Annotated in this window: 23 protein-coding genes; 14 read left to right on the top strand and 9 right to left on the bottom strand. The window is 38.6% G+C overall.

Features of this window, described 5'->3' with window-relative positions:
- Position 1 precedes the first annotated feature (1 nt).
- Positions 2 to 421, top strand: coding sequence for a group III truncated hemoglobin (locus FEDK69T_RS06085; protein ID WP_023573276.1), 420 nt, complete (start codon positions 2 to 4; stop codon positions 419 to 421).
- Here FEDK69T_RS06085 and FEDK69T_RS06080 read toward each other — a convergent pair.
- Complete coding sequence (locus FEDK69T_RS06080) at positions 388 to 1,044, bottom strand: 4'-phosphopantetheinyl transferase family protein (RefSeq protein ID WP_023573275.1); 657 nt, start codon at positions 1,042 to 1,044, stop codon at positions 388 to 390. The genes FEDK69T_RS06085 and FEDK69T_RS06080 overlap by 34 nt on opposite strands.
- Before the next feature lie 140 nt (positions 1,045 to 1,184).
- Between FEDK69T_RS06080 and ahcY the strand changes: the two genes are divergently transcribed.
- From ahcY to FEDK69T_RS15400, 3 genes are all read left to right on the top strand, one after another.
- Positions 1,185 to 2,501: an adenosylhomocysteinase gene (gene ahcY / locus FEDK69T_RS06075; RefSeq protein ID WP_023573274.1), complete on the top strand. Its 1,317-nt coding sequence runs from the start codon at positions 1,185 to 1,187 to the stop codon at positions 2,499 to 2,501.
- Positions 2,502 to 2,683: 182 nt separating this feature from the next.
- Positions 2,684 to 5,002 (top strand): patatin-like phospholipase family protein, encoded by a 2,319-nt coding sequence (locus FEDK69T_RS06070; protein WP_023573273.1) that lies wholly within the window; start codon positions 2,684 to 2,686, stop codon positions 5,000 to 5,002.
- A gap of 121 nt (positions 5,003 to 5,123) precedes the next feature.
- On the top strand, positions 5,124 to 6,110 hold the full coding sequence (locus FEDK69T_RS15400; RefSeq protein WP_131494754.1) for a DUF3943 domain-containing protein: 987 nt from the start codon (positions 5,124 to 5,126) through the stop codon (positions 6,108 to 6,110).
- 88 nt (positions 6,111 to 6,198) lie between these two features.
- Here FEDK69T_RS15400 and FEDK69T_RS06060 read toward each other — a convergent pair whose 3' ends face one another.
- The gene (locus tag FEDK69T_RS06060) at positions 6,199 to 6,879 is read right to left on the bottom strand and encodes a hypothetical protein (RefSeq protein ID WP_035630219.1); all 681 of its coding nucleotides are present in this window, start codon (positions 6,877 to 6,879) and stop codon (positions 6,199 to 6,201) included.
- A 351-nt stretch (positions 6,880 to 7,230) separates the two neighbouring features.
- Between FEDK69T_RS06060 and FEDK69T_RS06055 the strand changes: the two genes are divergently transcribed.
- Positions 7,231 to 8,178: a LamG-like jellyroll fold domain-containing protein gene (locus tag FEDK69T_RS06055; RefSeq protein WP_023573270.1), complete on the top strand. Its 948-nt coding sequence runs from the start codon at positions 7,231 to 7,233 to the stop codon at positions 8,176 to 8,178.
- A gap of 89 nt (positions 8,179 to 8,267) precedes the next feature.
- Here the strand turns inward: FEDK69T_RS06055 and rpmA are convergent, their stop codons facing one another.
- Complete coding sequence (gene rpmA / locus FEDK69T_RS06050) at positions 8,268 to 8,528, bottom strand: 50S ribosomal protein L27 (protein WP_023573269.1); 261 nt, start codon at positions 8,526 to 8,528, stop codon at positions 8,268 to 8,270.
- Between the two features lie 23 nt (positions 8,529 to 8,551).
- On the bottom strand, positions 8,552 to 8,914 hold the full coding sequence (gene rplU, locus FEDK69T_RS06045) for a 50S ribosomal protein L21 (protein ID WP_023573268.1): 363 nt from the start codon (positions 8,912 to 8,914) through the stop codon (positions 8,552 to 8,554).
- Positions 8,915 to 9,100: 186 nt separating this feature from the next.
- Between rplU and FEDK69T_RS06040 the strand changes: the two genes are divergently transcribed.
- Positions 9,101 to 10,426 (top strand): M16 family metallopeptidase, encoded by a 1,326-nt coding sequence (locus tag FEDK69T_RS06040; RefSeq protein WP_035630222.1) that lies wholly within the window; start codon positions 9,101 to 9,103, stop codon positions 10,424 to 10,426.
- A 13-nt stretch (positions 10,427 to 10,439) separates the two neighbouring features.
- Positions 10,440 to 12,494, top strand: coding sequence for an insulinase family protein (locus FEDK69T_RS06035; protein ID WP_023573266.1), 2,055 nt, complete (start codon positions 10,440 to 10,442; stop codon positions 12,492 to 12,494).
- A 76-nt stretch (positions 12,495 to 12,570) separates the two neighbouring features.
- Here FEDK69T_RS06035 and FEDK69T_RS06030 read toward each other — a convergent pair whose 3' ends face one another.
- Positions 12,571 to 13,437 carry a DMT family transporter gene (locus FEDK69T_RS06030; protein ID WP_023573265.1) on the bottom strand — a complete coding sequence of 289 codons (867 nt, stop codon included), beginning with the start codon at positions 13,435 to 13,437 and terminating at the stop codon, positions 12,571 to 12,573.
- A 111-nt stretch (positions 13,438 to 13,548) separates the two neighbouring features.
- Between FEDK69T_RS06030 and FEDK69T_RS06025 the strand changes: the two genes are divergently transcribed.
- Positions 13,549 to 13,926 (top strand): heavy-metal-associated domain-containing protein, encoded by a 378-nt coding sequence (locus FEDK69T_RS06025; protein ID WP_035630224.1) that lies wholly within the window; start codon positions 13,549 to 13,551, stop codon positions 13,924 to 13,926.
- 43 nt (positions 13,927 to 13,969) lie between these two features.
- Here FEDK69T_RS06025 and gldD read toward each other — a convergent pair whose 3' ends face one another.
- The 3 genes from gldD to mutY form a co-directional block, all read right to left on the bottom strand.
- Positions 13,970 to 14,542, bottom strand: coding sequence for a gliding motility lipoprotein GldD (gene gldD, locus FEDK69T_RS06020; RefSeq protein ID WP_023573263.1), 573 nt, complete (start codon positions 14,540 to 14,542; stop codon positions 13,970 to 13,972).
- 79 nt (positions 14,543 to 14,621) lie between these two features.
- Positions 14,622 to 15,047 (bottom strand): single-stranded DNA-binding protein, encoded by a 426-nt coding sequence (locus tag FEDK69T_RS06015; protein WP_023573262.1) that lies wholly within the window; start codon positions 15,045 to 15,047, stop codon positions 14,622 to 14,624.
- Positions 15,048 to 15,085: 38 nt separating this feature from the next.
- Positions 15,086 to 16,129, bottom strand: a complete 1,044-nt coding sequence (mutY, locus tag FEDK69T_RS06010; protein WP_023573261.1) for an A/G-specific adenine glycosylase — start codon at positions 16,127 to 16,129, stop codon at positions 15,086 to 15,088.
- 116 nt (positions 16,130 to 16,245) lie between these two features.
- Here mutY and FEDK69T_RS06005 point away from each other — a divergent pair, with 116 nt between their 5' ends.
- The 3 genes from FEDK69T_RS06005 (at position 16,246) to FEDK69T_RS05995 (ending at position 19,385) form a co-directional block, all read left to right on the top strand.
- Positions 16,246 to 16,554 carry an HU family DNA-binding protein gene (locus tag FEDK69T_RS06005; RefSeq protein WP_262486475.1) on the top strand — a complete coding sequence of 103 codons (309 nt, stop codon included), beginning with the start codon at positions 16,246 to 16,248 and terminating at the stop codon, positions 16,552 to 16,554.
- A 407-nt stretch (positions 16,555 to 16,961) separates the two neighbouring features.
- A complete protein-coding gene (locus FEDK69T_RS06000) occupies positions 16,962 to 18,512 on the top strand; it encodes an Rne/Rng family ribonuclease (protein WP_023573260.1) in 1,551 nt (516 codons plus the stop codon).
- Between the two features lie 156 nt (positions 18,513 to 18,668).
- Positions 18,669 to 19,385 carry a DsbA family oxidoreductase gene (locus tag FEDK69T_RS05995; protein ID WP_023573259.1) on the top strand — a complete coding sequence of 239 codons (717 nt, stop codon included), beginning with the start codon at positions 18,669 to 18,671 and terminating at the stop codon, positions 19,383 to 19,385.
- 56 nt (positions 19,386 to 19,441) lie between these two features.
- On the opposite strand, the gene FEDK69T_RS05990 is transcribed toward FEDK69T_RS05995, so the two are convergent.
- On the bottom strand, positions 19,442 to 19,885 hold the full coding sequence (locus FEDK69T_RS05990; protein WP_023573258.1) for a nucleoside deaminase: 444 nt from the start codon (positions 19,883 to 19,885) through the stop codon (positions 19,442 to 19,444).
- Positions 19,886 to 19,923: 38 nt separating this feature from the next.
- Here FEDK69T_RS05990 and FEDK69T_RS05985 point away from each other — a divergent pair, with 38 nt between their 5' ends.
- The 3 genes from FEDK69T_RS05985 (at position 19,924) to FEDK69T_RS05975 (ending at position 23,611) form a co-directional block, all read left to right on the top strand.
- On the top strand, positions 19,924 to 21,693 hold the full coding sequence (locus FEDK69T_RS05985; protein ID WP_023573257.1) for a 1-deoxy-D-xylulose-5-phosphate synthase: 1,770 nt from the start codon (positions 19,924 to 19,926) through the stop codon (positions 21,691 to 21,693).
- A gap of 41 nt (positions 21,694 to 21,734) precedes the next feature.
- Positions 21,735 to 22,694, top strand: coding sequence for a DUF3078 domain-containing protein (locus FEDK69T_RS05980; RefSeq protein WP_023573256.1), 960 nt, complete (start codon positions 21,735 to 21,737; stop codon positions 22,692 to 22,694).
- A gap of 92 nt (positions 22,695 to 22,786) precedes the next feature.
- On the top strand, positions 22,787 to 23,611 hold the full coding sequence (locus FEDK69T_RS05975; protein ID WP_023573255.1) for a hypothetical protein: 825 nt from the start codon (positions 22,787 to 22,789) through the stop codon (positions 23,609 to 23,611).
- Positions 23,612 to 23,617 lie beyond the last annotated feature (6 nt).

Here is a 23,617-nt window from a genome sequence, read left to right as displayed (position 1 = left end):
CGTGAAAGGCGATATTCAGAACAGAGAGGATTTATCGAAACTGCTTCACTCCTTTTACGCAAAAATCAGGGCCAACGAAGAAATTGGTCATTTTTTCAACGAAACCATTACGGACTGGGAAGCCCATCTGGAAAAGCTGACTGACTTTTGGGAGAACAATCTCTTTGGCGTCCGAAAATATTACGGGAATCCCGTTTTGGCCCATGTAGAGGTTGACGAGAAATTCGATCACAGCGTCAGTCCGAATGTTTTCGGCTTATGGCTGAACCTTTGGTTTGAAACCCTGGAAGAGTTGTTTGAAGGAGGAAATGTGGAAACCTTAAAATTCCGGGCCCGAAAAATGGGAACTGTATTTATGATGTATATTTATGAAAGCAGAAGACCGAATCATTCGGATTCGACGGCACAAACCAACATGTAATTTTGGTCTTTTTCTTCTCCGTCACCGCAATCGATTTCCTCAAAAATAATAGCGTAGTGTCGGACTACATCATTAAAGTGTAGTTCCGCGCTGCATTTTTTATCGGACAGCAGAAAAGGGTCTTCAAAAATATGATCCTGAAAACTGATTCCAACTTCATTTTTAAGTTTGAAAATCGCCTCTTTTACACCCCAAACCACGGTTGCCTTTTTCATGGTATCGGTTTCCGATAAATTTTCCAGATGCGATACATCCATAAAACGGGGAGCAAGCCGCACTATTTTTTCTTTTATCTGCTCCAAATCGATACCGATATTACACTCACTAAGGACAATAGCCGCAAAGTCGAACGAATGCGATATGGAGATATGCGTACCATCTTTTAAATGCGGTTTCCCGAAATCGTCATAATACAAATCGAAATCATCATAACCGGCATACTGAAACAGCATACGAACTGCCAAAAAACCCTTTTGATGCCCTTCCGATTTCATTCCTTCCAATCGTGCCAACGAGGTGTCTTTCAGCGCAACATTCCGGAAAAGTTCGTTGAAATCTTCGGTTATTTTCCAAAGAAAAACCTTTGATGTGGGATTAATATCGATAACTTTAAAAAGCGGCATATTATATTTTACTGTTTTTCAAAAGATTAGAACTTAAACAAATCACAAAATAAGCGAAATGCCTTAGGAAATATAAAGGAAATGCTTAATTTTGCTACCTTTAATAAGTTTAAAAAATATATAACAAATATACTAAATAGATGAGTACAACGACATTACCATTTGTTGCTTACAAAGTAAAAGATATCAATCTTGCTGCTTGGGGAAGAAAAGAAATCGAATTGGCAGAAGCTGAAATGCCAGGATTAATGGCGCTTCGTGCTGAATATGGCGCAAGCCAGCCTTTAAAAGGCGCCCGTATTGCAGGATGTTTACACATGACTATCCAAACTGCGGTTTTAATTGAAACATTAATCGCTTTGGGTGCTGAAGTTACCTGGTCGTCTTGTAATATTTTCTCTACTCAGGATCAAGCTGCTGCTGCAATCGCTGCTGCCGGGATTCAGGTATACGCATGGAAAGGTCTTAACGAAGAGGAGTTTGACTGGTGTATCGAGCAAACTTTATTCTTCGGTGAAGAAAGAAAACCATTGAACATGATCTTGGATGATGGTGGTGACTTAACCAACATGGTTTTCGATCGTTACCCTGAATTAATCCCTGGCATCAAAGGTTTATCTGAAGAAACTACAACAGGAGTTCACCGTTTATACGAAAGAATGAAAAACGGAACGTTGTTCATGCCGGCAATCAACGTGAACGATTCGGTTACTAAATCGAAATTTGACAACAAATACGGATGTAAAGAATCGGCTGTGGATGCTATCCGTCGTGCCACTGACGTTATGTTGGCTGGTAAGAGAGTGGTTGTTTGCGGATACGGTGACGTAGGTAAAGGAACTGCGGCTTCTTTCCGTGGCGCAGGTTCTATTGTAACGGTTACCGAAATCGACCCAATCTGTGCTTTACAGGCTGCTATGGACGGTTTTGAGGTAAAACGTTTAGACACTGTTGTTGGAAATGCTGATATCATCATCACGACTACAGGAAACAAAGATATCGTTATCGGAAAACACTTCGAGGCGATGAAAGACAAAACCATCGTTTGTAACATCGGTCACTTCGATAACGAAATCGACATGGCTTGGTTAAACAAAAACCACGGTGCTTCAAAAATTGAAATCAAACCTCAGGTTGACAAATATACTATCGCAGGAAAAGACATTCTTATCTTAGCTGAAGGACGTTTGGTTAACTTAGGTTGTGCTACAGGCCACCCATCTTTCGTAATGTCTAACTCATTCACGAACCAGACATTGGCTCAGATCGAATTATGGACAAACTCAGCAGCGTACAAAAACGAAGTGTACATGTTACCGAAACACTTGGATGAGAAAGTAGCTTCTTTACACTTGGCTAAATTAGGCGTTGAATTAGAGACTTTAAATGATGAGCAGGCTGCTTACATCGGTGTTGATGTTAAAGGGCCGTTCAAACCTGAATATTACAGATATTAATAGCTGTCAGCATACAGCTTTTAGCTAACAGCTTATAAACCCTCGCAGTGATGTGAGGGTTTTTTGTTTTTTTACTGTGGCAAAATTTTCGCTTAAAAAAATGTTGCACATCAAAAAATAACTAACTAATTTTAATACAAGTAATTAGCTTCTATTTCTCATCCACGTAAATACGCTATGACTTGAAAAAAACATTCTGCTTATTCATTCTACTATTTTCTCTGTGCATTTCGTTAAATCTTTTCGCACAAGATAAAAAACCAAAAGTCGTACTGGTCCTCAGCGGTGGTGGAGCTAAAGGGATTGCTCATATTCCGCTTTTACAAAAACTCGATTCTTTACACATTGTTCCCGATCTTATCATTGGAAACAGTATGGGAAGCATCATCGGAGGTTTGTATGCCATGGGATATTCCGGAGACAGCATCGCAAGTATCACGAAAAATATCGATTGGGATAAAATACTGGGCGGTGGCATGTCCCTGAGAAACGTCAGCGTAGATGAAAAAAGGGAATTTCAACGATATTTAGCAGGAATAGGAATTAAAGACGGAAAAACAAAAAGTACCGGTGCCATATTAAACGACCAAAACTTAAGAGAATATCTTTTCGAATTAACCTATCCTGTTTACAATGTCAAAGATTTTGACAATCTGCCAATACCATTTCGAGCCATGGCGACCGATTTGGTAGAGGGAAAAGAAGTCGTTCTAAGCAAAGGCAGTTTAGCTTTTGCAATGAGAGCCAGTATGTCCTTGCCAGCCGTTTTCAAACCCATGCCATATGAAGATACTGTTTTGGTTGACGGAGGCGTAATGAATAATTTCCCTACAGATATTGCCAAACAAATGGGGGCCGACATCATAATTGGAAGTGATGTAGGCGGCGGAATGGAACCCAAGGAAAAACTGGACAATTTCGCAACGGTTTTGATGCAAACCAGTACATTTCCGAGCAATATTAAAAATCCCGACAACCGGGCACTTTGCAACATTTTGGTCGATCACCTGCCTAATCTTCGTTTTTCTACCGCTGATTTTGGAAAAAGTGACGAAATCTACAACGATGGTAAAATTGCCGCGTCAAAAAACCTACCTGCTTTAACAGCATTAGCAGAAAAGATAAAAGGGCATCAGCAAAGAACCCACCAATTGCCCAACACCCCTAACGTATTCCTTATTGACACCATTATTTACAAAAACATCAGCAAAGAAAACATGCCACTTGTAATTGCCCGGACCAATTTGAAATCGCATACAAAATACACCCCTAAAGATTTAATTGCAGGCGTTAACAGAGCAATGGGCATTAATCTTTTCAACCAAATAACCTATAATTATTTTATAAATGAAGAAGGCAAATTAGGAATAATTTTAAATGGATTTGAACAGCCGAAAAACCAACTAAACGCCTCAGTGCATTATGACACTTACCGGGGAGTAGGTTTGATTCTCAATTATACCGCCAGAAATGTACTTGCCCAATCCTCTCGCCTGCTCATTACTGCCGATATTGCCGAACAACCAAAAGGCAGAATCCAATTCCAGAAAAATTTCGGAAAAAAGAAAGACTGGTGGTGGGCATCTGAACTTTATGCAGCCTTCTTAAAACAGGAAGTTTTTATAGATGGCAATTCGGTAGATAATATGTTGTATGATGCCATAGAATTCAATAATGAATTTAACAGAAATATAAATCCGTTAAAAAACTACATTGGCTTTGGCTTAAACTACAACTACGCCAAGATAAAACCAAAATACGACCCCTACTACAACCCCAATGTGTTTTTCATTACCAAATATATTTTCAACAGCTTAGAAGTAAACATGCACTATTCTTATAATGACATGGATAAAGTATTTTTTGCCACCAATGGAACCATCCTAAAAGCCAATGTAAACCGTTCGATACTTACTGATGTAACAGTCACTTTCATAGACCCAAACATAGCAAATGCTTCCGACGCCACCAATGGCTATACAAAACTTGGCTTCGGATTTGAAAAACGAGTGCCTTTAAAAAAGAAAATCAATGGAATGATAGGATTTGATGCCAATTATATCTTTCAGGACAAACTCAAAAACAATCAACTCTCTTTTACGGATTATGGGTATGCTTCAAAATACTTCTTAGGTGGTATTATTCCTTTTTCCGGAAGCAATCGTTTTACATTTCCAGGTTTAAATGAAGATGAACTTAATGTAACACAGTTTACAGGAGTCAAACTTGGAGCTCAAATCAATCCTATAGGCAAATTTTACCTAACACCTCATCTTAATATTGCCACTGTTGGCTTTGCTACTTTCAATGATTATATAGACAATATTTTCAATCCAAAAGGAAATTGGGACAACAACACCGAAGAAAGCCTTGTGATGTCCGCAGGAGCCTCTGTTTCTTATCAGTCTATTTTAGGCCCTATCCACTTTGATACTTCATGGATAAATGATGTTAACAAAGCAAGGGTGTTTTTCAGCGTTGGACTATCATTCAATCCGTAACACATTTAGACTTCTTAGAAAGTAAGAAATTTAGAAACCATTGCAGCAATGTGAGGCTTTTTGTTTGGTTTTGACCAGAGCACAGAGACTTTCAGCAGCCACACCACAAGTTCAATAAGAATTGCTTATATTTGATATTGAGAAAATCTCAGCTGTATTTATACTCCAATCCGATGACCATGTCGTGTTGTTATTGATAGCATCCATTAGAAAACAGGTTTTTTGGCTTGTTGTTTTCCTTATTGCCTGTACGGTATTACAAGCACAAGACTTTAATCCACGGTTCACATTCACACCCAATCCTTTTATTAAATCCGATTTTATTTTCGTTTCCCAGATTCCGCTTAATCAGACACAGGATTCCGAACCAACCCAATTTTCAAAAGAAAGGATACTGATCACAGATTTAACAGCCTATCAGCAAAGAAAAACAACAGACAGATACCAGCTATTTCATACAAAAAAAGATTCCTCCCTAACCTATCAAAAAGCATATCCTCCCCAAAAAGCCGACTTTCGAAAATTAGGTTATTGCACCCTGGTATTTGTAGGCACATCCATTGTTGTTGCTGCTGTAGTGTGGACATTGCCCGAAAGCGCATCAGGATGGAACAAAAAGGAAATTAAAGACACAGGATTATTCACAATGTGGCACGAAAATGTGACCACGGGCCCGGTTGTAGACGAAGACTCAGATTACTACAATTATGTCACACAGCCTTATGCCGGCGCAGTGTATTATATGGCTGCACGCAGTAGTGGTTTTAGTCCTTTGGGATCTTTTGCTTACTCGGCAGTCCTGTCAACTCTTGTTTGGGAATACGGAATTGAAGCCTTTGCAGAAGCCCCTTCCTGGCAGGATCTGATCATTACACCTACAGTGGGATCGCTGCTGGGAGAAGTTTTTTTCCATGCTAAAAGAGCCATTTTAAAAAACCATTCTAAAGTTTTAAAATCAAAAGCATTGGGTTTTGTCTGCCTGTTAGTAATAGACCCCTTTAGCACCACTGTAGATGGTTTTGGGTATAGGCCAAAAAGAAATCCAATCTTAGTATCACATCAATTCCCTACAACCTTTCAAATAAGCCAGAATCTGTTTTGGGTCTGAAATACACCGTTAGGTTTTAATTTTTCTGCCTTGCCTCCACCCTGCTTCAAATAACACAGACAACACAAGCAGTCAGCTAAAAAACTCCTTAACGAAAAGCAACCTCAATTCGAGCCGAAACACTATCATAGTCCTCCCCCATCAGTTTACCTTTCTTTTTGCGCAGGGCAATCAGTGCATCGCTTTCCTTAATAATTTCTTCAACGAATTCACGCGTATCTTTTGAATAATTAAAGGACAGTTTGCTCCAGTAATCACGCAGTATCGACGATTGCATCCACATCAAATAATTATTCAGCCATACATCTTTACCTGTGGTATCATATTTTCCGGTAGTGAGAAAATCTTCCATCGATTGAAACACTCTCAGCGAATAATATACCTCGAGCTGTTTCCTTTTAAGCGGATCGTATTCTTGAGGCACTTTCACTCCAAAATCAGCATCCTGAACCATGCTGGAATACAGAAAATAGCCCTCGGGAAACTTTTGGAGCAATTCGCTTTGAGGATCGAGCCAATTGCGCTGAATGTTTTGTATGGTATTATAAGCAGCCTTATTCTGCTCTATTCTGTCATTGGAGCGGATAGACACGTAAATATTATAAATCACAAGAAAAAAGGAAAGCGAGGCCATCAGACGCAGGGACAACTCATACTTTTTTTCAATAGGCGATTCCAGTCTACGAATTAACTCATAACCCACTATATATATCAAGATTAGTACGATGGTAATTACTAGTACTTCCAACTGTGAATTTGAATTAAACATCGCCTCACGAATTAAAGATTACAATACAAGTTACGAAATTAACAGGAATTATGCTCTCGGAAACGCTTAAAAAAAGAATCACACTCATATTAATAACATCTTACCCTACCTACACAATAATCTTCCACATCAAATAAAAATCTATTGCACGTAAGAATATGTCACCACAAAGCAAGCAAACATGAGTTTGGATTTCCGCACACAGCTTCTCTCCTCACTTTAAACTACTTACCAAAAAATATAACCAATTTTCAGTTTTTGTGATATCACATGGTATTTCGATAAATTATTAACTTTTTAATTACCTTTAACACTAATATATAACTATTTCTCACTTAATTAACAGCTTTTATGAAAAAAATCTACTCACTACTATCGATTACAATGCTAGGTATTGCAGCAGTAAAAGCTCAAGTACCTAACCATGTGCCAACATCAGGCTTGGTTGCTTATTATGGTTTTAACGGAAACGCAAACGATGCAACAGCAAACAACTACCATCTCACCAACAATGGCGCAACCCTAACCGCTGACAGAAACGGAACAGCAAATTCCGCGTATTCTTTTAACGGAAGCTACTCCTATCTAACGCTAAGCGTTTTCCCTACTGCTTTTTCATATGACGGGGCACATTCTGTGTCATTCTGGATGAAAAAAAATAATTCCGCCACCAGTGTCACAATAATGAACGGATCCACTACAAACGGAAATTTTATCTGGAACGTTCAATCCACAGGTACCGCCACGCAGACCGGAGTAAACAAACAAGGTAACTCCTGGACTTGGGCATCCGGACCTTCAGTTAATATCGGACAATGGGAACATTACACAGCCGTATACAACAACCAGAGCTTAACATTATATAAAAACGGCGTATCAGTAGGCACTAACACCGCCGGCTACACAGGAGTAAATTCCACCTCCCAACCACTTTGGATAGGAAGAGGTCCATCAGGAGGCTACTTTAACGGCACAGTTGATGACGTAGCGATTTGGAACCGCGCGCTTACCCCCGAAGAGGTTACACAGGTATACCGAGGCACTTTATCAACAAATGATGTATCACAAAAGAAATCGTTCAGAATATACCCTAACCCGGTCTCAGAAGCAATTTATATCCAAAATGACAGCACTGTCGAAACTATAAACTACCAACTTTCCGATGTAAATGGAAAGATCGTATTGGCAGGTTCTAAAAATTCATCCGAATTGAATATGCTAAACATTAAAAATTTAGCACCGGGAATCTATTTTCTAAAACTGAATAAGGAAGAATCGGAAAAAATAATTATCAAATAAAGCAACCGAAGTAATATTTACTTTTCATTACAAAACAAAAAACCCCACTTCTTTCGAAATGGGGTTTTGTATTGTTTAAGAGTATATTCTTACGCTTCGAATGGAACTACAGAAACGAAAGATTTATTATCTCCTTTTTTCTGAAATTTCACTACTCCATCAACTTTTGCATGTAAAGTATGATCTTTACCCATGTAAACGTTTTCACCTGGATTGTGCTTAGAACCTCTTTGTCTTACGATAATGTTTCCAGCAATTGCAGCTTGTCCACCATAAATCTTAACACCTAAACGTTTCGATTCTGATTCTCTACCATTCTTGGAACTACCGACACCTTTCTTGTGAGCCATGACGTACTAGTTTTTAATGTTAATTATTCTTCTGTAGCTTCCGCTTTTTTAGTCGCTTTTTTCTTTGTAGCTCCACCTGCAACGATACCTTCGATTACAATTTGAGTTAAAGATTGTCTGTGACCGTTTTTCTTTTTGTAACCTTTTCTTCTTTTCTTTTTGAAAACGATTACTTTATCACCTTTTAAGTGTTGTAACACTTTAGCTTCTACTGAAGCACCTTCTACAGCTGGGGCGCCTAAAGTTACGTTTCCGTTATCATCTAATAAAAGAACTTTGTCAAAAGAAACTTTTGCACCTTCTTCTACTGCTAAACGGTGAACATAAACCTTTAAGTCTTTGCTTACTTTGAATTGTTGCCCTGCTATCTCTACGATTGCGTACATAACAATAATGTTTAATTAATTTTTTAAGTCCGCAAATATACAACTATTTCTTTATCCTACAACCACCTGACAAAAAATTACGTCTAAAAACTTTAAAATCAGCCCAGTCAAAAAAAAATCGCCAGCATTGTAACAAATTCACGAAATTGCACACAAATTCCTTTATTATAAAATAACAATAACTCTATGAAAAAATCTTTAATGGCTTTGAGTTCGCTTTTAATGCTTGGAGGTGTTGCTTCCGCTCAGAAAGTAGCATTTGAAGAATACACATTGGACAATGGTCTGCATGTAATTTTGCATCAGGACAAATCGGCTCCGGTAGTAATCACATCGGTAATGTATCACGTGGGATCGAAAGACGAAAACCCTGAAAGAACAGGATTCGCTCACTTTTTCGAACACCTTTTATTCGAAGGAACCAAAAACATCGGCCGTGGTGACTGGTTTAAAATCGTAACTGCCAACGGAGGTAACAACAATGCCAACACTACAGAAGACAGAACGTACTATTACGAGGTTTTCCCTTCAAACAATTTACAATTAGCCTTATGGATGGAATCGGAAAGGTTAATGCACCCTGTAATCAACCAAATTGGTGTTGACACACAAAACGAAGTAGTAAAAGAAGAAAAAAGACTTCGTGTTGACAACCAACCTTACGGAAGCCTAATTGCAGCCGTTAAGCAAAATATCTACAAAGTTCACCCTTACCGTTGGGCTCCAATTGGATCAATGGAACATTTAGACGCTGCTACTTTAGCTGAATTCCAGGCTTTCAACAAAAAATTCTATATCCCTAACAACGCAGTTTTAGTAGTAGCAGGAGATTTCGATCCGGCTCAGGCAAAAACATGGATTAAAGACTACTTCGGCCAAATCGCAAAAGGAACAGATATCCAAAGACAAAAATTCGAGGAAGCACCTATCACTCAAACAATCAAAGCTACTTATCAGGATCCGAACATTCAGATCCCTATGATGGTTGCCACTTATAGAACGCCTTCAATGAAAACTCGTGATGCAAGGGTTTTAGACATGATATCTTCGATCCTTTCTGACGGAAAAAGCTCAAGATTATACAAGAAAATGGTAGACGACAAGAAAATGGCGCTACAGGTTGGAGCTTTCAACTACAGTCAGGAAGACTACGGAATGTATATTTTATACGGACTCCCAATGGGCAAAAACACTACCGAGGATTTACTTAAGCAGGTAGATGAGGAAATCGTGAAATTGCAAACGGAATTGATTTCTGAAAAAGATTTCCAAAAACTGCAAAACAAATTCGACAACCAATACGTAAATGCTAATGCTAGCGTTGAAGGTATCGCTGAAAACCTTGCTACCTTCTATTTATTGTATGGCGATGTAAACCTGATCAATACTGAAATTGACATGTATCATTCAATCACCAGAGAGGAAATCAGAGACGTTGCAAAAAAATACCTGAATCCAAACCAACGTTTGCTTTTAGATTACGTACCTGCAAAAGACAAAGCACAAAACTAAGTTGAGAATCACTATGAAAAAATATATTTATATAGCAGCAAGTTTATTTTTAGCAATATCCATGCAAGCACAAGACAGAACACAGCCAAAACCAGGACCGTCTCCAACTATCAACGTTGGAAAACCTAGTACTTTCACCTTAAAAAACGGTTTAAAAGTATTGGTTGTTGAAAACCACAAACTTCCTCGCGTAAGCTACAACCTTACTATCGACTATCCGCCATATGCAGAAGGCGACAAAAAAGGGGTATCCGATTTAACCAGTTCAATGATTGGAAACGGAACCAAAAAAATGCCAAAAGACGCTTTCAACGAAGAAGTAGATTTCTTAGGCGCGAATATCAATTTCAGCGCGAATGGTGCTTTTGCAAGCGGATTGTCTAAATATTCAGGAAGAATCATGGAATTAATGGCCGATGGGTTATTGAATCCGGTTTTCTCTCAGACTGAGTTAGACAAAGAGAAAGAAAAAATGCTGGAGAACCTTAAATCAGAAGAGAAAAGCGTAACAGCAGTTGCAGGTCGCGTGGAAGACGTTCTGGCTTTCGGTAAAACACACCCTGGAGGAGAATATTTAAGCGAAGGCACTATCAAAAACGTTACTTTAAACGACGTTAACCACAACTACAACACTTATTTTGTACCAGGAAACGCTTATTTAGTAATCGTTGGAGACGTAAAACTGAAAGACGTTCAGAAAATGGTTGAAAAACAATTTGGACCATGGGAAAAAGCAGTTGTTCCGGCATTAACCTACCCAGACCCTAAAAACGTTCAATACAGCCAAATCAACTTTGTAGATATGCCTAATGCAGTTCAGTCTGAAATCGCTTTGGTAAACACGGTGAATTTAAAAATGACCGACAAAGATTATTTCGCAGGAATCTTAGCAAACCAAATTCTTGGCGGTGGAGGCGAAGGCCGTTTGTTCATGAACTTACGTGAAAAACACGGTTGGACTTACGGTGCTTATTCTTCGTTAGGAACCGGAAGATATGTAGAGAAATTCCGTTCCGGTGCTTCGGTAAGAAATGCAGTTACTGACAGTGCTGTTGTTGAATTCATGAACGAATTGAAAAAAATCAGAACCGAACCGGTTTCAGCTGAAGAATTAAAAATCGCTAAAGCAAAATACATCGGAAACTTTGTAATGCAGATTCAAAAACCGGCTACGATCGCTCGTTACGCTTTAAACACAGAAACAAACAAACTACCGGCTGATTTCTACGAAAACTACATCAAAAACATCAATGCAGTTACTGCAGAAGATATCAAAGCTGTAGCTAACAAATATTTCTTAGCAGACAACACAAGAGTTTTAGTTGTAGGAAAAGCAGCAGATGTACTTCCTAGCCTTGAAAAAATGAGCGCTAAGCAGAAATTACCGATTCAGTTTTTCGACAAATATGGTAATCCTACTGAAAAACCAAAAGTAAACATTCCAATTCCAGCAGGCGTTACATCTAAAACAGTTTTAAACAACTACATCAAAGCAATTGGTGGTGAAAAAGCAATAAAAGCAGTAAAATCTGTGGTAACAGTTTCATCTGGAACTATTCAGGGAACTCCAATTGAATTAACTACAAAAGCTACTTCCGACAACAAAATGTGCGTTGAAATGAAAGCAATGGGCACGTCGATGATGAAACAGGTGGTTGGTGAGAAATCAGGATACCGCGTATCTCAAGGACAAAGAAAAGACTTGACTCCGGAAGAATTCAAAGAACAAAAACAAGGCGCTGTTCCTTTTGAAGAAATGAATTTGGCCAACAATCCAAACGCTAAGCTTGAAGGCATCGAAACCATGAACGGAAACGACGTTTATGTAATCAAAGAAGGCAAAACAACATACTACTATGATGTTAAAACCGGTTTAAAAGCAGCCGAAGCTAAAGAGATGGAGCAAATGGGTCAGAAAATGACACAAACCACTTACTACAGTGACTACAAAGAAGTGAAAGGAATTAAATTCCCTCATACAACCGACATGAACGTTGGTATTGAAATCAAATTAATGACTACTGAAGTAAAAATCAACGAAGGTGTCACTCCTGAAGATTTCAAATAAGAAACATTAGTTTTAAAAAAAGAAAAAGACTGTCTGCAACGGACAGTCTTTTTTTTATTACGTCATTTACAAAGTCCTATTTTTTAGAAGAAAGATAAATCCCCAGTAGTATCACACCCGCTCCGACAATCTGAACAAACGTTAAGGTTTCACCATCCAGAAAACCCCAAAAAATAGCCACAATCGGAAACAGATAGGCCGATGACGAAGCAAAAACCGGTGTGGTCATCTGGATCAGTTTAAAGAACAATATATTAGCAATCCCAGTACCTACGATCCCCAAAATAGCAATGAACATGACTGAATGCTGCACATCCGGCTTATGAAGCTCCCCAAAAAATCCAGTTGAAATCAAAATAATCAACGCAGGAATGACCATTACCAGAAAATTACCAACCGTAATGCTTATCGGATTAACGTCAGACAAATATTTTTTTATCAGGTTCACATTGGTGGCATAACAAAATGTAGCAACTACCACAAAAAGGGCATAAAAATAGTTCTGCTCCGGATGATGAGCCGCCCCACTTAAAATCAGCACCGAACTTCCCAGCAAACCAATCAACACTCCCACCAACTGACTGCGTTGGAAGGTCATTCCAAAAAACAGGATTCCCAAAATCAGCGTATTTAACGGAGTTAACGAATTCAAAACCGCACTTATGGAACTGTCAATTTCGCTTTGCGCCAAAGCAAATAAGAATGCCGGGATAAAAGTCCCCATTAACGCCGTCAAAGCGATGTATTTCCATTTCCCTAAAGGAATCAGCGCAATCTTTTTAAATCCGACAATAACCAGAAAAGAGGCCGCAAACAACATGCGCAGCGAACCCAACTGAAGCGGTGACAATCCCACCAAACCCCGTTTTATCAAAATGAATGAACTTCCCCAGATAAGCGAAAGCATCGCCAGTAAAATCCATTTCAGTTGTTTTGATTCCATAAATATAATTTGAAATGTCAAAATTCTGTTATTTAAATGAAAATCAGTTATTTTTTTGGGTAATTTTGCCTCCGATTATTTATCCGATTCAAAATCAAAAAATTAACAAATATGAAATTTACAAAAGCAACCCTAATGTTTGTACTTGCTGCTTTGACGTTTGTAAGCTGTAAAAAAGAAGAAAAAACTGCAGAAACTACTGCAACTGAAGCCGTAGCCACTGCACCTAAAAAAGAAATTGCCGCTGAAAACCTCGAAACAGCAAACTTTCAGATTGAAGGTATGACCTGCGCAATGGGCTGTGCTGCAACTATCGAGAAAAAATTAGCCGAAACTGAAGGCGTTAAAGAAGCGAAAGTTGACTTCGATACTAAAACCGCCACCGTATCTTTTGATAAAACCGTAAACAATCAGGAATCGTTAACCAAATTAGTGGAAGCGGTTGCCGACGGTAAAACATATAAAGTAGCCAACTTTAAAAAGGCATAACAAAAAAGGAACTCAGCTGAGTTCCTTTTTTTATTTTAAAATCTTATTTCCATCTTACACTTTCCATAATCTTTCGCATATCATTCTTGATATAGGCCGCAGCCGGAAGTATCGAATCGTAATTCGGTTTTGCATAAAAATAAACCGATCCGACAAGGAAATGACGCGTACTGTCGGTCACATAAAACTGTGCATTCGTAGCCGCATTCCCCCCTACCTGATAGAACATTCCGTAAACTTTATGCTCCCGATTCAGAAATGGCTGTTCGGCAATATCATCGGCTTTGATTACATGCTTATAGGTTAACTTCTGGGCATCGCGAAGCAGCTCCTCAATATTATTGTTTACGGTTTGATAATTCAAGTAGACCGTAGCCTTCATTCTGGGATACTGAATCTCCAACGAACAGTCGCCTTTAGTCTTTATTTTTGAAATTTCATTCGCATCAAACCCATAACCACAACTGCCTTGAAAATCAAAAGCTTTGTATTTTGACGTTGGATATTCCAATCGCAAATGACTTTTTGGTTTTGGGACCGTTTCGTCCTGACAGCTTACCGATATCAGAGAAACAAAAGCTCCAAACAACAGAACGATACTCTTATTTTTTATCATAACAGAAATCCTTACGCTAAATTAGGGCGTAAAGATACAATGTGAAACGCAGTTTTGGAAAGTTTATTTGATTTACAGATTAAAACGGTATATCCTCATTGCCTGACTGGGCAATTGGAGGCTCATTAGTTTGTGAGGAATAACCACCTTGTTTTTGTTCTGTTTCTTTTTTAACGTTCAGAAAAGTGAACTCGGTCACCTGTATTTCGGTAGTATATTTGGTCGTTCCGTCTTCAGCCTGCCACTGACGGGATTTGATTCGGCCTTCCACATAAATTTTATCTCCTTTGGAAAGATACTTTTCACAGATTTCGGCTGCTTTATTACGCACTACTAAATTATGCCATTCGGTAGAAGTGATTTTTTCGCCCGTAGTCTTATTAATATAAACTTCGTTTGTCGCTAACGGAAATCGTCCGATGCAATTCCCTCCTTCAAAATAGTGCATTTTAACATCGTCACCTAAATGCCCTATTAAAATCACTTTATTCAATGTACCGTTCATGGCTTGTATCTTTTAGTTGAACTCAAATATAGCAATTTCTACACTTCCGCCCAATGTTCCTCCATAAAATTATGGATAGCGATCGGGAATGGATATTTTTTGATTTCATCTATCGTTAGGGCACCTTCAATCTTTTGCTCGGTTTTCACTTCCCAAAAATGAATGTGCAAATGCTGATGTGACAATTTATGCACTATCGGATTATGGTGCAACGGCTTAATATCTGTCGGCTTGAAATCTGAAGAAAACTTTTCAACAGACTGACAGACACTATCAAAATCATCTTCTTGTGCTGTTTCCAACATTGGAAATTCATACAGATTTTGCCAGATCCCCTTTCCTGTTCTTTTCTGAATAAGGGAATTCCCGTTACTATCCTTAATTATAAGATAGTTAAAATAACGGCTAGTCACTTTGGTTTTCTTTAGTTTTACCGGAAGAGAATCTACTTTATTATGTTTCAAAGCAAGACAGCTTCCATTGAAAACACAACTTTGACAATTGGGATTTTTAGGCACACACTGTAAAGCTCCAAATTCCATCATCGCCTGATTAAACTCGGAAGCCTTGTCCTTTGGCAACAAAGAAGCCGCCAATTCAAAAAATTCCTTTTTAGCCGAAAAGGATGCAATATCGGTTTCCACATCAAAATAACGCGAAAGTACCCGGTACACATTTCCATCAACTACAGGGACCGCTTCGCCATACGCAATAGAAGCGATAGCCGCCGCGGTATACTCACCGACTCCCTTTAACTTCAACAAGTCCTTATAGTTATCCGGAAACTTTCCGTTTAAATCAAAAGCAACATGTTTTGCCGTAGCGTGCAGATTTCGGGCACGGGAATAATACCCTAAACCCTGCCAGAGTTTCAATACCTGTTCTTCATCGGCGGAAGCCAAATCTAAAACAGTAGGAAATACCTCTGTAAAACGCAAAAAATAAGGCAATCCCTGTGCAACTCGCGTTTGTTGCAGCATGATTTCAGAAAGCCAGACCGGATACGGATGAGGAGTTTTTCTCCAAGGTAAATCACGTTTTTCACGTAAATACCATTGGATTAGATTGTTAGTAAAATCCATCTTTAAAAATTGGAAAACAAAAATAAAACTTTATGTAATTAAATTTTAATCGATTAACCTTGAAAAATTGTTTTTTTAATTACTATATTTGCACACTCAAAAAATTACACATCAATATAAAACGAAAGAAAATGACGAAAGCAGACATCGTAGCGAAAATTTCTGAGAAATTGGGTCTTGAAAAAGGAGACGTTCAAGCAACAGTGGAGTCTTTTATGGACGAGGTGAAAAACTCACTAGAAACTGGAGACAATGTATATTTAAGAGGTTTCGGTAGCTTTATCATCAAAACTAGAGCTGAGAAAACCGGAAGAAACATCTCTAAAAACACTACAATCAAAATCCCTGCTCACAACATTCCGGCTTTCAAACCGGCAAAAATATTTGTTGATGGAGTAAAAACGAATACAGAAGCAAAAAATTAACTAATTATTAATCACTAAACACTACAAGTTATGCCAAGTGGTAAAAAAAGAAAAAGACATAAGGTAGCTACTCACAAACGTAAAAAAAGAGCGAGAGCTAACCGTCACAAAAAGAAAAAGTAGTTTAAAACTACTTTTTCTTTTTTAGAATTAAAAGTTCATTGAAATTGAGAATCAGTACTCAGTGTTCAGCATTTAGCATTCAGTTCACTGTAAACGGAATACTGTAAACTGCCAACTGATTTTCTCCGGGTACAATGCCTGTAAAAAATTGTTTAATCCATCTGTACAATTCAGAAATAAGGGATAAGAAATAAGGGATAAGTCATCTTTTTTAAAAGATTTGCAACTTTTCACTTTTCACTTTTCACTTTTCACTTAACTGTATGGATAAAAATGTACACATTTTGAACAAAGAATTAATTATTCGAACCAGTTCAGATGCCGTAGATTTTGCCTTATTAAAAGATGGAAAACTAGTTGAATTGCACAAAGAAGAAGGTGGCGAGGAAAAAGGTGGCTTTCAGGTTGGCGATATTTTTATTGCCAAAATCAGAAAACCGGTTCCGGGACTTAATGCTGCGTTTGTAAACGTAGGTTTCGAGAAAGATGCATTCCTGCACTATCACGATTTAGGCCCAAACCTCTCTTCGATGATAAAATTCATCAAACTTGTAAGCGCAGGTAAACTAAAAGATTTCTCCCTAAAAAACTTTCCTTTTGAGCCGGAAATAAACAAGGATGGCGCCATCAGCGACGTGCTGAGTGCCAACCAGTCTATTCTCGTACAGGTAGTTAAAGAACCCATATCCACTAAAGGTCCACGAATAAGCTCTGAGCTTTCACTGGCCGGAAGATATGTAGTTTTAGTCCCTTTTTCGGACAGGGTTTCGGTTTCTCAGAAAATCGATTCAAAAGAAGAAAAAGACCGTTTAAAACGACTGGTTCAGTCTATCAAGCCAAAAGGATTTGGTGTTATTGTTCGTACAGTAGCAGAAGGCAAAAAAGTGGCCGAACTGGACAAAGACTTGCAAAACTTGCTCGACAAATGGTCGGCAACATGCAAACGAATACCAACCGCACATCATCCGTCCCGAATTTTGGGCGAAGTAAATAAAGCTTCTTCCATATTACGAGATGTGTTTAACGACACCTTCACAGGAATTTATGTCGATGATGAAGATTTGTATTATCAAACTAAGGACTATTTGCAAGAAATAGCTCCTTCTAAAGTCTCAATTGTCAAGCATTACCAATCAAAGGATTTACCTCTTTTTGAAAAGTATCATATAGAACGACAAATAAAAACGTCTTTCGGAAAAACTGTTTCTATGAGCAAAGGAGCTTATCTGATCATAGAGCACACGGAAGCTTTGCACGTTATCGATGTTAACAGCGGTAACCGATCAAACAAAGCCACCAATCAGGAAGACACCGCACTGGAAGTGAACATGATTGCCGCAGCAGAAATAGCGCGACAACTAAGACTTCGCGACATGGGCGGGATTATTGTGGTCGATTTTATAGACATGCAGAATCCGGACAATCGTAAAAAACTATACGATTTTCTGAAAGAGGAAATGAGCGATGACAAGGCGAAACATAAGATCTTGCCTCCTAGCAAATTTGGATTAATTCAAATTACTAGACAAAGAGTCAGACCCGAAGTAAGTATCAAAACAAGAGAAGAGGACCCCAACAAAGAAAATGGGGAAATCGAAGCTCCAATCTCAATCGTTGATAAAATAGTGGTTGACCTTGAAAGAATTATCAAAGACCATAAAAAGGTTGTTTTAAACGCACACCCTTTTGTGGCAGCCTACCTTACCAAAGGTTTTCCATCAATACGTTCAAAATGGTTTTTTGAACATAAAAAATGGGTAAAAATCATACCGCGTGACGCTTACACGTTCCTTGAATATCATTTCTTTGACAAAGAAGGAAATGAAGTCAAATAAAACCAAACCGCCCGTTGTGAAACGAGGCGGTTTTTTTATGCTCATTTTTAAGCTTTCTTATCCTAATAAAAACCTAAATACAAAACGGTCCGCAAACAAATTCGTTAATTTTGCCGTGTCAAAACATCTGGCAAAGCCGGATAAAAACTTGCGAAAATGAATAATCAATTAAAAATACAAATTTGGTCCGATGTAATGTGTCCGTTTTGTTATATCGGAAAACGAAAACTGGAAGAATCATTACAACAATTCGAGAATAAAGATGCTGTTACCATCGAATGGAAGAGTTTTCAGCTCGACCCAAGAGCCAAGTATCAGCCCGAAGACAACACGTTTGATTATTTGGCTAAGAAATATGGCCGGGACAGAAACTGGTCTGTTGCTATGCACGAAAGCGTTACACAACAAGCCAAAGCTGTAGGATTGGATTATCATTTTGAAAAACTCATTTTAGCTAATTCTTTAAACGCGCATCGTTTATCCCATCTCGCTAAAAAGTATCATATGGGTAACACTTTCGAAGAATCATTATTTAAAGCACATTTCACAGAAGGTTTGGATATTGGCAACAAATCCACATTGACGCAACTCGCCTTAGGAGTTGGGTTGAAACTGGAAGAAATTGAATCCGTTTTAAATTCGGACGCATATATTAATGAGGTAGAACAAGAAATGAACGAAGCGCAAAGCCTTGGGGCAAACGGCGTCCCATTTTTTGTTTTTGATGATAAATATGCGGTTTCCGGAGCGCAATCTCCCGAAGTATTTCTAAAAACACTGCAAAAAACATGGGAAGAAGGCAGCTTTGATGTTACTTTAGACTTTCAAAATTCAACTGAAAAGAACAGTTGTCAAATTGATGGCTGCGAATAAAACATAACATTAGTCCGACAATTTAAACAAACTGCTATCTGAGAGATAGCAGTTTTTTATTTTCGTCTTTCAGCAAAAAAACGTTTCATCAAACTACCACATTCGTTTTCCATAACGCCACCAACGACGATGGTTTTCGGATGCAGTTTCCCTCCCATTGTCATAAAGCCGCGGTGTTCATCACGGGCTCCGTAAACAATTTTTGTAATCTGAGCCCAATACAAAGCACCGGCGCACATCTGACAAGGCTCCAAAGTCACATATAGCGTACAATCCTTCAAATACTTTCCGCCCAAAAAATTCGCTGAAGAAGTTATGGCCTGCATTTCAGCATGAGCTGTAACATCATTGAGCAATTCGGTCAGGTTGTGCGTACGGGCAATCACACGGCTATCAACCACCACAATGGCGCCCACGGGAATTTCGCCTTTTTCAAAAGCTATTTCAGCTTCCTGAAAGGCTTTTTTCATAAAATATTCGTCGGTGAAAATATTTTCCATGAAAACAAAAATACAATTTCAAATCGTACATTTGTTGTATGCCTGAGAATCTCTTACAAAATATCCACAACCCAACCGACTTAAGAAAGCTTTCGCCGGAGCAATTACCGACTTTAGCCAAAGAGTTGCGAGAATTTATCATCGATATTGTTTCACGCAAAGAAGGTCATTTGGGCGCCAGTCTCGGCGTAATTGAACTCACCATCGCTCTGCATTACGTTTTTAACACACCTGACGATTTATTAGTTTGGGATGTCGGACATCAGGCATACGGACATAAGATTTTAACCGAACGAAGAGACGTTTTTCACACGAACCGTCAGCTCCACGGAATATCGGGATTTCCGAAACGAAGCGAGAGCATTTATGATACTTTTGGAGTTGGCCATTCATCAACCTCAATTTCTGCAGCACTGGGAATGGCTTTGGCATCCAATTTAAAAGGCGAAACCGAAAAACAACACATAGCTGTCATCGGCGATGCATCCATCGCATCAGGAATGGCGTTCGAAGGACTCAACCATGCCGGTGTTACGGATGCCAACTTATTGGTTATCCTGAACGACAACGCCATTGGTATAGACCCAAGTGTTGGTGCTTTGAAAGACTACTTAACTTCGGTTAAGGAAGGAAAAAACCCGAAAGCCAACAACATCATCAAGTCACTGAATTTTGATTATTCCGGCCCTATAGACGGTCATGATTTTGATGCGCTTCTGAAAGAACTCAACCGCTTAAAACATAAAAAAGGACCGAAGTTCCTTCACATCATAACCACCAAAGGCAAAGGCATGCAATTGGCTGAAGAAGATCAGGTGAAATATCATGCACCTGGTAAATTCAACAAAGAAACGGGGGAAATCCTGCCTAAATATGAAGAAAACCTACCTCCTAAATTTCAGGATGTTTTCGGACATACTTTAGTGGAATTAGCTCAGCAAAATGAAAAAATAATCGGAATCACACCTGCAATGCCAACGGGTTCCTCCATGAAATTCATGATGGATGCTTTCCCTGACCGCGCCATCGATGTTGGTATCGCCGAGCAACACGCCGTAACCTTAGCTGCCGGAATGGCTACGCAGGGAATGATCGTGTTTTGCAACATCTACTCCACTTTCATGCAGCGGGCTTATGACCAATTGATCCATGATGTAGCTTTGCAAAATTTACCGGTAATTTTCTGTCTGGATCGTGCAGGACTGGTTGGAGAAGACGGCGCCACACACCATGGCGCTTATGATTTAGCCTATTTGAATTGCATCCCGAACATAATACTTTCTGTCCCAAAGGACGAATTGGAGTTACGTAATATCATGTACACAGCCCAACTAGGCCTGGAACATCCAATCGCAATTCGTTATCCACGTGGAAGAGGAATTATGGTAGACTGGAAACAACCGTTTGAGAAAGTCGAAATCGGAAAGGCAAAAGAACTTCGAAAAGGAACTGAGACAGCAATACTTTCAACGGGTTTCATAGGGAATAACGTAACCACAGCGCTTAAAGAGTCCGATAACAGCGAACTATTCTCGCACTATCATTTCCCGTTTGTAAAGCCCTTAGATATCGAAACACTAAAGACAATCTGCGAAACGCACAAACACATCATTACCGTTGAAGAAGGAACTGTCATAGGTGGTTTCGGCAGTATAATTTCCTCCTTCTGTGCGGAAAACAATTATTCGATTTCTGTAAAAAAAATAGGAATTCCAGATATTTTCATAGAACAAGGCACTGTTTTGGAGCAACAACAAATTTGCGGCATCGACGTTAATAGTTTGAAAACGATTTTCTCAAGTCGTTGAAAATGTTCATTTTTGCACCAAATTTAACCTAACCTGTTGCCATGAATTCCTTGAAAACCTATTTATTAGGATTAATCTGTATTGTAGCATTTCAACAAAGTTTTTCCCAAAATATTGTCCGAACAACTGTTCCGGACACCATTAAACGATGGGAATCAAAAAACACCTTAGGACTTGATTTAACTCAGATTGCCTTTGTAAATTGGAGTGCCGGTGGAGAAAATGCCATTTCCGGGATTTTGAAGGGCGCATTTGTCCGAAAGTACACTAAAGGACGTTTCATATGGCATAACGAGCTTATAGCCCGCTACGGATTGAACAAACAAGACGGAATAGAAGCGAGAAAAACAGACGATGTAATCCAACTTAACTCGACAGCCGGGTTTAAGACAGATACGATTTCAAATTGGTATTATTCGGCTAAATTTAATTTCAACACCCAATTCACAAACGGTTACGCTTATCCAAATACCGATTTGGCTATTTCCCGGCCTTTTGCTCCAGCCTATGTGTTTTTTGGTTTAGGAACCGAGTATGTTAAAAAAGAAGGAGAGGGTATCCTAAGAGTCTACGTATCACCTTTAACCTTTAAAACCACATTAGTTTTAGATGAGCGCTTGGCCGATCAGGGTTCGTTCGGGGTAGACAAAGCAACCTATGACGCAAACGGAAACCTTATCAGCCATGGTAAAAAAACAAGGACTGAAATGGGTTTTTTAGTGACCAATCAATACAAAAAAGAGATCTTCAAAAACATCATGCTTGACCACCGTTTAGTACTTTACACGGATTACATCAAAAACTTTGGGAACATTGATATCGATTGGCAGGTACAGATGGATATGATTGTCAACTCCCACGTCCGAGCCAACATCTCCACAAACCTGATTTATGACGACGACATCAAATCAAAAGATGAAGTTGACGGCGTGGTGGTAACACGAGGACCAAAAGTACAGTTAAAACAAATATTGGGCTTAGGGTTAAGCTATGTTTTTTAAACAAAAAAATCTTACATTTACATTTTTAATTTAATTTCTTAAACTATTGAAATAGAATAACAAACTAACCCGCAACAACAACACAACAACAAATGAAACTTATTATAGACCAACTCAAGGAGTGCATAAGGTCGCATCCTTCGGTTGTACACAGTTCTATCGGAAGTAATCCTGACTGGAACAGAACGCAATGCATTGTTCTTTCGCAAATTATTTCGGATGCGCTGACAAAAACAACTTTCCTGAAAAATTCCAAAAAAAACAAGACAAGCCTATCAATTTCCGGCATGACTTTACAGCGAATTTTCAATGACGCCTATACAGAAAAAACAAATCCCGATTTAAGGTTTCTAAAGACATTGGACAAACTCGCGATCTTTTTAGGACATCCTTCCCTAAATGATTTTCTTTCCCATCAAAAAACAAAAGAGACAAATCCAAAAACAGACCAAAACAAGGCTTTTACGGAAGAGTTTAAAGAATTAGTATCCAACTATTGCCTGGAAGAATTTAAATGCATCCAGAAGCTCCCAAAAATTGATTTAGGCAATCTGACTGATTATTTATTTGCAGACGGACCTTTAATAAAAAGGATTAGTGATGCCCTTCAAAGGTATTCGGCTCTAAATTTCAAGATCAACTCCACTGACAACCGTTCCAACTTCGAAGTATATGATTTTAAATTGAGCAGTGCTGATAACAGCTTAGTAGTGCTTTCGGCAAAGAAATTTTGGAATATTGAATGGCAAAACAAAAAAGACGATCCAGTTAAAGTCTACAACAAAATAAACAAGCAAACCTATTTCATTAAGAAAAAAGATGGTATTTGGAAAATATGGGACAACCACAATCCCGATTACAATGGTTTAATAACCGAATCCGAAGAAACATCTCTCAAAGAAAATGTATTGATTTAAAATAAA

Source organism: Flavobacterium enshiense DK69 (assembly GCF_000498495.1).
Classification (GTDB): domain Bacteria; phylum Bacteroidota; class Bacteroidia; order Flavobacteriales; family Flavobacteriaceae; genus Flavobacterium; species Flavobacterium enshiense.
This window is presented reverse-complemented; position numbering and strand designations above follow the sequence as displayed.

Bases quoted from the DNA above. Each gene is read 5' to 3' on its own strand.
- mutY (WP_023573261.1), bottom strand. From the start codon at position 16,129: ATGGATTTTACTAACAATCTAATCCAATGGTATTTACGTGAAAAACGT.
- FEDK69T_RS06035 (WP_023573266.1), top strand. From the start codon at position 10,440: ATGAAAAAATATATTTATATAGCAGCAAGTTTATTTTTAGCAATATCC.
- rplU (WP_023573268.1), bottom strand. From the start codon at position 8,914: ATGTACGCAATCGTAGAGATAGCAGGGCAACAATTCAAAGTAAGCAAA.
- gldD (WP_023573263.1), bottom strand. From the start codon at position 14,542: ATGATAAAAAATAAGAGTATCGTTCTGTTGTTTGGAGCTTTTGTTTCT.
- FEDK69T_RS06080 (WP_023573275.1), bottom strand. From the start codon at position 1,044: ATGCCGCTTTTTAAAGTTATCGATATTAATCCCACATCAAAGGTTTTT.
- FEDK69T_RS06040 (WP_035630222.1), top strand. From the start codon at position 9,101: ATGAAAAAATCTTTAATGGCTTTGAGTTCGCTTTTAATGCTTGGAGGT.
- FEDK69T_RS06025 (WP_035630224.1), top strand. From the start codon at position 13,549: ATGAAATTTACAAAAGCAACCCTAATGTTTGTACTTGCTGCTTTGACG.
- ahcY (WP_023573274.1), top strand. From the start codon at position 1,185: ATGAGTACAACGACATTACCATTTGTTGCTTACAAAGTAAAAGATATC.
- FEDK69T_RS05990 (WP_023573258.1), bottom strand. From the start codon at position 19,885: ATGGAAAATATTTTCACCGACGAATATTTTATGAAAAAAGCCTTTCAG.
- FEDK69T_RS06030 (WP_023573265.1), bottom strand. From the start codon at position 13,437: ATGGAATCAAAACAACTGAAATGGATTTTACTGGCGATGCTTTCGCTT.
- FEDK69T_RS06060 (WP_035630219.1), bottom strand. From the start codon at position 6,879: ATGTTTAATTCAAATTCACAGTTGGAAGTACTAGTAATTACCATCGTA.
- FEDK69T_RS06055 (WP_023573270.1), top strand. From the start codon at position 7,231: ATGAAAAAAATCTACTCACTACTATCGATTACAATGCTAGGTATTGCA.
- FEDK69T_RS06015 (WP_023573262.1), bottom strand. From the start codon at position 15,047: ATGAACGGTACATTGAATAAAGTGATTTTAATAGGGCATTTAGGTGAC.
- rpmA (WP_023573269.1), bottom strand. From the start codon at position 8,528: ATGGCTCACAAGAAAGGTGTCGGTAGTTCCAAGAATGGTAGAGAATCA.
- FEDK69T_RS05985 (WP_023573257.1), top strand. From the start codon at position 19,924: ATGCCTGAGAATCTCTTACAAAATATCCACAACCCAACCGACTTAAGA.
- FEDK69T_RS05980 (WP_023573256.1), top strand. From the start codon at position 21,735: ATGAATTCCTTGAAAACCTATTTATTAGGATTAATCTGTATTGTAGCA.
- FEDK69T_RS05995 (WP_023573259.1), top strand. From the start codon at position 18,669: ATGAATAATCAATTAAAAATACAAATTTGGTCCGATGTAATGTGTCCG.
- FEDK69T_RS05975 (WP_023573255.1), top strand. From the start codon at position 22,787: ATGAAACTTATTATAGACCAACTCAAGGAGTGCATAAGGTCGCATCCT.